This window comes from Streptomyces sp. URMC 124, from assembly GCF_051386455.1.
Lineage (GTDB): Bacteria > Actinomycetota > Actinomycetes > Streptomycetales > Streptomycetaceae > Streptomyces.
The window spans coordinates 1-8609 of record NZ_JBPQTS010000222.1; the positions used below are offsets into that span (position 1 = coordinate 1).

Sequence of the window (8609 nt, forward strand, 5' to 3'; positions counted from 1 at the left end):
GGCGCAGCCACCCCCTCCGCCACCGCACCGGCCGCGCCGGGCGCCGCCCGCACCCCCACCGGCGCGGCAGCGGGCGGCACCGGTCACCCCGGCGCCAGCCACGGTGTCCGCCCGGCCCCGCAGACCCCGCGGCAGCCGGCCGCGCCCGCGGCGCCCCGCAGCCCCTCCGGCGGAGGCTCCTCGGCCTCCAGCGGCACCAGCAGCACCACGAGCAGCACCGGAGGTACCTCCTCCGGCGGCTCCTCGGGCGGCACCCGCACGGGAGGAGCCCTGGGCGGCCTCCTCGGCTGACCAGGACGCCCCCGCAGAGGGCCCGGCGGGCACCGCCGAAGCGCATCGCTGTGGTCCTTCGCCGTCGCGGCGGAAGGACATGCCCGCCGCAGGGGCCCCTCACCGCAACGGTGAGGGGCCCGGTGGAATGCGCGCCGCCCGATCGGTGCCTGCGCGGAGCGGGCGGCGGCTACGCCACTGCGCCCCGCGCGAGCTCCCTCGCGGCCTCCGTGAGGTCCTTGGCCGTGTCGATGGCCCGCCAGTACGCCCCGTGCGGCAGCGGATAGCCCGCCAGCCGCCGCTCGCGCGCCAGCCGGGGGAACGTGGTGCGCTCGTGGTCGCCGTGCTCCGGCAGCAGGTCCGTGAACGCGGCGGAGAAGACGTAGACGCCCGCGTTGATCAGGTACGGGGAGGGCGGGGACTCGATGAAGTCCAGCACGTGCCCGAACTCGTCGGTCTCGACGGCCCCCCAGGGGATCCGGGGCCGGGCCAGGGCCAGGGTGGCCGCCGCGTCACGCTCGTGGTGGAAGGCGGCCATCTCGCGCAGCGAGAAACGGGTCCAGATGTCGCCGTTGGTGGCGTACCAGGGCCGGTCGGGGTGCGGCAGCGAGGCCGCCGCGAACTTCAGGCCGCCGCCCCGGCCGAGCGGCTCCTTCTCGACGACCGTGGTCACCCGCAGCGGCAGTTCGGCCGACACGAGCCACTCCTGCAGCACCTCGGCCAGATGGCCGCACGAGACCACGGCGTCGGTGACGCCCTCGGCGGCCAGCCAGGCCAGCTGATGGCCGATGATCGGGGTCCCCGTGCCGGGAATCTCGACCATCGGCTTGGGTCGGTCGTCGGTGTACGGACGCAGCCGCGACCCCTGGCCGCCGGCCAGGATCACGGCTTGGGTGGGGTACGGATACGCGTGGGTGCCGGTCATGCCCCGCACGATATGCGGTGCCGTCCGTGGGCGGACCGGCGGTCGCGGCGCCGTGCCCCCGCGCGGCGGTCAGCGGCTCTGGACGCCGGAGGCGTACGAGGTGTCGCAGACCGGGCGGGCGAAGCGCTGCGCCTGGCGGGGGCCGTACTTGGCCACGGCCGCACGCCCGAGGCTCCGCGCGATCTCGACGCAGTGCCGGGCGAGCGACGGACGGCCGTTGGTGGCCTCCTGGAGGTGGCTGAGGGCGACCCCCGGGTTCTTCTCCTGCAGCTCGGTCAGCAGCTTGTCGTGCAGCACCTCGTGCGGGGCGCGGATCCGGGCTTGGGTGGAGGCGGTGTCGGACGACGCGGTGAGCACCTGCGAATCGGCAGGCGCGGCCCACGGGACACGGGTCACCGCGAGCGTCCCCGAGAGGACGAGGACGACGGGGAGTACGAAGGCAAGGGTTCTGCCGATGTGGCGGGCGGCCTGGTTCATGCCGCAGATGGTAGCGAGGGGTAATGACGCCGCGACATCTAGTCACCCGGTCGAGGGATGCGTCAGGTGGTGCGGTGGGTCGCCGAGTTGACGCACGGAGCTCGAAAAGAGCGATCTGGCAGGGAAAACGGCGACTGATGCGCCTTCGGGGCGAAAAACACCCGCCCCCGGGCCATTCGGAGGCACCGGGGGCGGGTGATGCGGCTCGGGCCGCGCGGCGCCGTGCCGCGCCGCGCGGTCAGTCGCTCAGGCGCTCGCCCGACGACGTGGAGAAGACGTGCAGCTCACCGGGGCGCGGGACGACGTGCAGGATCGAGCCCTTCTCCGGCACGCGGCGGCCGTTGACGCGCACGACGAGGTCCTTCTGCTCGCCGCCGACCTCGGCGGTGCCGTACACGTATCCGTCGGCGCCGAGCTCCTCCACCACGTTGACGGTGACCGCCAGGCCGGCCGGCGCGTCCTTCGACTCCTTGCCGAGCGACTTCGCCGTCTCGCCGTTCTGTTCGACCACGTCGAAGTGCTCCGGGCGGACACCCACGGTGACCGTGCGGTCACCCTTTCCGGTGCCCGCGAGGGCCTCACGCGAGACCGGGACGACGCTGTTGCCGAACTTCACGCCGCCGTCGGCGACCGGCACCTCGACCAGGTTCATCGCCGGCGAGCCGATGAAGCCCGCGACGAAGAGGTTGGCGGGGCGGTCGTACATGTTCCGCGGCGAGTCGATCTGCTGCAGCAGGCCGTCCTTGAGCACCGCGACGCGGTCGCCCATGGTCATGGCCTCGACCTGGTCGTGGGTGACGTAGACCGTGGTGATGCCGAGGCGGCGCTGCAGCCCGGCGATCTGCGTACGCGTCTGCACGCGCAGCTTCGCGTCGAGGTTCGACAGCGGCTCGTCCATGAGGAACACCTGCGGCTCCCGGACGATCGCCCGCCCCATCGCCACGCGCTGGCGCTGGCCACCGGAGAGCGCCTTCGGCTTGCGCCCCAGGTACTCGGTCAGGTCCAGGATCTTCGCCGCGTCCTCCACCTTCTGGCGGATCTCCGACTTGGGCACGCCCGCGATCTTCAGGGCGAAGCCCATGTTGTCGGCGACGGTCATGTGCGGGTAGAGCGCGTAGTTCTGGAACACCATGGCGATGTCCCGGTCCTTGGGCGGCAGGTGGGTGACGTCGCGGTCGCCGATCCGGATCGACCCTCCGTTGACGTCCTCGAGCCCCGCGAGCATGCGCAGCGAGGTCGACTTCCCGCACCCGGACGGGCCGACCAGGACGAGGAACTCACCGTCCTCGATGGAGATGTCGAGCTGATCGACAGCGGGCTTGTCGGCCCCCGGGTAGATCCGGGTCGCCTTGTCGTACGTGACCGTGGCCATGGTGATGCAGTCCCTTCACCGGCAGGAACGTGCCGGACGATCCGAGTAGAGGGAGTGGTCCAGTCCAATTGGACCGGGTTGCTGGTGACGGTACCCGGGAGGCGGTCGGTTGTCAGCAGCCGCAGGCTGTGAGAATTCGTGGCCTGGGCATGGTGGGAGTTTGGTTAGACTGCAACGCACAGGCCGACTTAGCTCAGCTGGTAGAGCACCGCTCTTGTAAAGCGAAGGTCGTCGGTTCGAACCCGACAGTCGGCTCGAAGACGAAACCGCAGGTCCCTTCCCGGGACCTGCGGTTTCGTCGTGTCAGGGGCGTGTGCGGGCCGGACGCCTCAGCTGCGTACCTCCTCGCCCGCCCCGCGGTGGCGGCCCAGCGCCCGGTCCGGTCCGGGGCCGGCCAGGGGGTCCGGGCGGGGGGCGTCCTGGTGCCCGGGCCACCAGGCCTTGTGGCCCAGGAGGGAGGTGACGGTCGGGACGAGGAGCATGGCCATCACGAAGGCCGTGAGCAGGATGCCGAAGGCGACCGCGAAGCCCATCTGCTGGAGCATGGAGTTGTCGGCCAGCAGGAGGACCCCGAAGGTGCCGGCGAGGATGATCGCCGCGGAGGCGATGGTGGGCGCCGAGCGGGCGACGGCGGTGTGGATCGCCTCGCGGGCGGAGACGCCGCGCCGGACCTCCTCGCGCAACCGGGCGACCATGAGGATGTTGTAGTCGGTGCCGATGGCGACGACGAAGAGGTAGACGATGACCGGCAGCATGAACAGCAGGCCGTTCTTGTGCTGCAGGTCCTGGAAGAGCCAGACGGTGGAGCCGAGCGTGGCGCCGAAGCCCAGGGCGACGGAGACCATCAGGTAGAGCGGGGCGACGAGGCTGCGGAGCAGCAGGCCCAGGATGACCATGATCGCGAGCCCGGCGATGGGGAAGACGAGCTTGTAGTCGTGGGCGACGGCCTTCTCCACGTCGGCGAGGACGGCCGAGGTGCCGCCGACGTAGGCCCTGCTGCCCTCGGGCGCGGTCTTGTGGGCGGTGTCGCGCAGGGTGCCGCCGGCGAGGTCGATGGCCTTGTCCTCGGTGGGGCGGTACTTGAGGACGACGCTGTACTGGGCGACGGTGCCGTCGGGGCTGACGACCGGGTCGGAGACGGCGCCGACGCCGTCGATGCCGGCGAGGTCCTTCTTGTACGCGCCGAGGGCGCCCTTGTCGAGGGCGGTGCCGCCGCGGGACTCGACGTAGACCATGGCCGGGTCGGACTGGCCGGCGGAGAACCCGCGCTGCAGGTCCTTCATGGCCTGGACGGATTCGAGCTTCTGCGGCAGCTGGCTGTCGGTGTCGAACTCGGCCTTGAAGCTGAGGGCGCCGACGGCGAGGGCGGCCAGGACGGCGGCGGAGAGCGTGGCGATGACGGCGGGGCGGCGGGCGACGAGCGCGCCGAGGCCGTTGGAGAGGCGGTTGCGCGGGCGTTTCTTCCAGGCCTTGGAGGGCCAGAAGGCCTTGGTGCCGAGGAGGGAGAAGACGGCCGGTACGAGGGTGAGCGCGGCCACGAGGGTCACGCCGACGGCGATGGCGAGCGAGGGCCCCATCGCGCGCATCATGCCCATGGTGGACAGCAGGAGCGCGAGGAAGGCCACGATGACGGCGCCGGCGGCGGAGGCGATGGTCTCGCCGACGCGGGCGACGGCGTTGGTGAGGGCTTCCTTGGGCTGCTGCCCGGCGCGCAGTTCTTCGCGGTAGCGGAAGAGGAGGAAGAGGATGTAGTCGGTGCCGACGCCGAAGAGGACGACGATGAGGATGGCGGAGATGGAGTTGTCCGCCTTGAGTCCGCCGAGTTCGGCGGCGGTGCCGATGAGGCCGAGGGCGACGGCGAAGACGAGGGCGATGATCAGGACGGGCATCAGCGCTATCAGCGGGCTGCGGAAGATGACCAGCAGCAGCACGATGATCAGGAGGAGCGTGGCCGACATGATCATCGCGTCGGTGTCGCCGGAGGACTCCTGCGCGTCCAGGGCGGTGGCCGCCTGACCGGTGAAGCCGGCCTTCAACTGGGTGCCCTTCAGCAGGCCCTTGGCGTCCTCGCGCAGGTCCTTGACGGCGTTGGGCAGCGTCTGGTCCTGCGAGTTCCTGTTGGCGGCGATGACGTTGGCCAGCGCGATCTCGCCGTTGGGCGAGACGGCCTGCGGGTTCGTCTCGATGCGGGTGATGCCCTTGCGGTGCTTGTCGTGCAGTCCGCCGGTGACCTTGGCGACGTCGGCGCGGTCGGCGGCGGTCAGCTTCCCGCCGTCGGAGCGCTGGAACACGACGATGGCCGAGGGCTGTTCGGTCTTGGGGAAGGCCTTTTCCTGGAGCTTGCCCGCCTGTACGGATTCATAATGTGAAGGAAGGAATTCCGTTTCATCGGTGGTGGATTTCAGCCCGGGGGCCAACAGGCTGAGGGCCACCGCGGCGATGATCCAGCCGGCGATGGTGAGCCATGGTCGGTGGACGGCGAACCGCCCGACTCGTCGGAACATGGTGCTCCTAGCTAGGCGAGCATGAACTGCAGCAGGGACCGCAGGCATGAACTACAGGCATGAACTACAGGCGTGAACTTGCGAACTGCAGGCATGGACACGCTAGACATCCCCTAATTGCCTCCACAATGGAATCGGGGAGAAATCGGTCCTGGGTCGGGGTGCCCCTCATCCGGCCGGATGAGGGAGCATCACCCGTCAGGTAGAGAATGGCGTCGCCGACCGCCTTCGTCCGGATTACGCTGCCCCCATGAGCGATGCTGGCGCCTGTGCCCCGACCCCGCCCGGTGGACCGAAGGGCGGGCCGGCCTACGCCGCCCGCCTGGACCGTGCCGCCGTGGCGGCCGCCGACTCCGGCCTGGCCGGTCTGATCGTCACACCGGGCCCGGACTTGGACTGGCTGACGGGCTATCGCCCGTCCGTGACCGAGCGGTTGACCGCGCTCCTGATCGCTCCGGGCGCCCGGCCGCGGCTGCTGGTGCCCGCGCTGGAGCGGCCCGACGCCGAACGGGCCCCGGCCGCCGCCTCCTTGTCGGTCACGGGCTGGAGCGACGGCCAGGACCCGTACGCGGCGCTGGCCCCGCTGCTGGATGCCAAGGGCCGCTACGGCGTGTCGGACAACGCGTGGGCGCTGCACGTGCTGGCGCTCCAACGCGTGTGCCCGGGCGTGTCGTACGGGGCGTTCACCGAGGTCATGCCGATGCTGCGGGCGGTGAAGGACGCCTACGAGGTGGAGCGGCTCGCGGCTGCGGGCGCTGCCGCCGACGCGGCGTACGAGCAGGTCGTGGGGTTGCGGTTCGCGGGGCGGAGCGAGCGCGAGGTGGCGGCGGACCTGGCGCGGCTGCTGCGCGAACACGGGCACAGCCGGGTGGATTTCACGATTGTCGGCTCGGGGCCGAACGGTGCGAATCCGCACCACGACGCGGGGGACCGGGTCATCGAGGTCGGCGACATGGTCGTCATGGACTTCGGCGGGCTGAAGGACGGTTACGGCTCGGACACCACGCGCACGGTGCACGTGGGCGAGCCGACGGCCGAGGAGCGCAAGGTGCACGACGTGGTGCGCGAGGCGCAGCAGGCGGCCTTCGAGGCGGTGCGGCCGGGTGTGGCGTGCCAGGAGATCGACCGGGTGGCGCGGCAGGTCATCCGGAGCGCGGGCTACGGGGAATATTTCATTCACCGTACGGGGCACGGGATCGGGGTGACGACGCACGAGCCGCCGTACATGGTGGAGGGTGAACACCTTCCGCTGGTACCGGGGATGTGTTTCTCGATCGAGCCGGGGATTTATCTCCCGGGGCGATTCGGGGTGCGCATCGAGGACATCGTGGTGTGTACGGGCTCGGGCGGCCGGCGGCTGAACAACACGTCGCACGGGATGCGGGTGGTGGCCTGAAAGGGCCGCCTTCACCGAGGGCCGTCCCCGGGTTCCGGTGCGCGCATGTGGTGCCGTTCTTCGGCTTCGGCCGCTTCTTCGGTTCCGGCTGTCTCTTGGGTTCCGGCTGTCTCTTGGGTTCCGGCTGTCTCTTGGGTTCCGGCGGTTTCCGCGCTCGCGGGGGCTGCGACGTCACCGGGGGGCGGGCCGCCGCGCCGGGGCGGCCCGGCCGTGACCAGGAACCAGCCGGTGACGCCGGCGAGGAGCATGATGCCCGAGCCCCAGGCGATGGCGATCTGGAAGCCGTGGACGAGGCCGGCCTTGACGATGCCGGCCCGCACGCCCGGCGCGGGGACTCCGCCCGTGGCCGCGGTCTTCAGGTGCGCGGTGATGTAGGCGGTGCCGGCGGACGTGGCGATGGTGTTGAGCAGGGCGGTGCCGATGGAGCCGCCCACCTGCTGAGCGGTGTTGACCGTGGCGGAGGTGACGCCGGCGTCGTGCGGGGCGACTCCGGCGGTGGCGGTGGCCATGACGGGCATGAAGACCAGGCCCATGCCGAGGCCGACGAGGAGCTCGGCGGGCAGCACGTGGCTGACGTACGCGGGCTCGACGGGCAGGAAGGTCAGCAGGAACAGCCCGCCGGCGGCGAGGAGCGTGCCGGGCACCATCAGGGCGCGCGGGGGGACGCGGGTCATGAGGCGGGCGGAGACCTGGGTGGAGCCGACGATGATGGCCGCCGTCATCGGGAGGAAGGCCAGGCCGGTCTTCACCGGGGAGTAGCCGAGGACGACCTGCAGGTAGTAGGTCATGAACAGGAACATGCCGAACATCGCGATGACGGCCAGCCCCATCACCAGGAACGCCCCGCCGCGGTTGCGGTCGCGGATGACGTGCAGGGGGAGCAGGGGGTGCCGGGCGCGGCCCTGCCACCACGTGAAGGCGCCCAGGAGCGCCGCGCCGCCGCACAGCAGCCCGAGGACGAGCGGGTCGTCCCAGCCGCGCGGCTGGGCCTCGCTGCAGCCGTAGACGACGGCGACGAGGCCGCCGCAGCCGAGGACGACTCCGGGGACGTCCAGGCGGGGCCGCTCGCCGCGGCGGCGCCGGTCGTCGTGGAGGAAGACCAGGGCGCCGAGCAGGGCGATCAGGGCGATGGGCACGTTCACGTAGAGGCACCAGCGCCAGTCGAGGTACTCGGTGAGCAGCCCGCCGGCGATCAGGCCGATCGCGGCGCCGCCGCCGGCGATGGCGCCGTAGATGCCGAAGGCCTTCGCGCGTTCCTTGCCGTCGGTGAAGGTGGTGGTGAGCAGGGAGAGCGCGGAGGGGGCCAGGAGCGCGCCGAATGCGCCCTGCAGGGCGCGGGCGACGAACAGCATGCCGGAGGTGTGGGCGGCGCCGCCGAGGGCGGACGCGGCGGCGAAGCCGACCAGGCCGGTCATGAAGGTCAGCTTGCGGCCGACGAGGTCGGCGATGCGGCCGCCGAGCAGGAGGAGGCCACCGAAGGCCAGGGTGTAGGCGGTGATCACCCACTGCCGGTTGCCGTCCGAGATGTGCAGGGCGTGCTGGGCGGACGGCAGGGCGATGTTCACGATGGTGGCGTCGAGGACGACCATCAGCTGGGCGGTGGCGATGACGACCAGCCCCCACCAGCGGCGGGGGTCGGGTGCGGAGGCGGGTGCGGGCTGGGCG

The 8609-nt window shown here is 71.5% G+C and carries 6 protein-coding genes, 1 tRNA gene and 1 pseudogene; 3 read left to right on the forward strand and 5 right to left on the reverse strand.

Going from position 1 to position 8609, the window contains the following annotated elements:
- Positions 1 to 291: pseudogene (locus tag ACSNOG_RS30440) on the forward strand (hypothetical protein); the annotation flags it as partial.
- Positions 292 to 460: 169 nt separating this feature from the next.
- Here the strand turns inward: ACSNOG_RS30440 and ACSNOG_RS30445 are convergent.
- From ACSNOG_RS30445 to ACSNOG_RS30455, 3 genes are all read right to left on the reverse strand, one after another.
- Positions 461 to 1195: a nucleotidyltransferase family protein gene (locus ACSNOG_RS30445; RefSeq protein WP_436755932.1), complete on the reverse strand. Its 735-nt coding sequence runs from the start codon at positions 1193 to 1195 to the stop codon at positions 461 to 463.
- A gap of 69 nt (positions 1196 to 1264) precedes the next feature.
- A complete protein-coding gene (locus ACSNOG_RS30450; protein ID WP_436755933.1) occupies positions 1265 to 1672 on the reverse strand; it encodes a hypothetical protein in 408 nt (135 codons plus the stop codon).
- Between the two features lie 238 nt (positions 1673 to 1910).
- Positions 1911 to 3044, reverse strand: a complete 1134-nt coding sequence (locus tag ACSNOG_RS30455; RefSeq protein WP_436755934.1) for an ABC transporter ATP-binding protein — start codon at positions 3042 to 3044, stop codon at positions 1911 to 1913.
- Between the two features lie 182 nt (positions 3045 to 3226).
- Between ACSNOG_RS30455 and ACSNOG_RS30460 the strand changes: the two genes are divergently transcribed.
- Positions 3227 to 3299: transfer RNA gene (locus tag ACSNOG_RS30460), tRNA-Thr, on the forward strand.
- 74 nt (positions 3300 to 3373) lie between these two features.
- On the opposite strand, the gene ACSNOG_RS30465 is transcribed toward ACSNOG_RS30460, so the two are convergent.
- Positions 3374 to 5548: an MMPL family transporter gene (locus tag ACSNOG_RS30465; RefSeq protein WP_436755935.1), complete on the reverse strand. Its 2175-nt coding sequence runs from the start codon at positions 5546 to 5548 to the stop codon at positions 3374 to 3376.
- Positions 5549 to 5798: 250 nt separating this feature from the next.
- Here ACSNOG_RS30465 and ACSNOG_RS30470 point away from each other — a divergent pair, with 250 nt between their 5' ends.
- Positions 5799 to 6944, forward strand: a complete 1146-nt coding sequence (locus tag ACSNOG_RS30470; RefSeq protein ID WP_436755936.1) for an aminopeptidase P family protein — start codon at positions 5799 to 5801, stop codon at positions 6942 to 6944.
- An 11-nt stretch (positions 6945 to 6955) separates the two neighbouring features.
- On the opposite strand, the gene ACSNOG_RS30475 is transcribed toward ACSNOG_RS30470, so the two are convergent.
- Positions 6956 to 8609 (reverse strand): MFS transporter (locus tag ACSNOG_RS30475; protein WP_436755937.1); only part of this gene is annotated, 1654 nt, incomplete at its 5' end.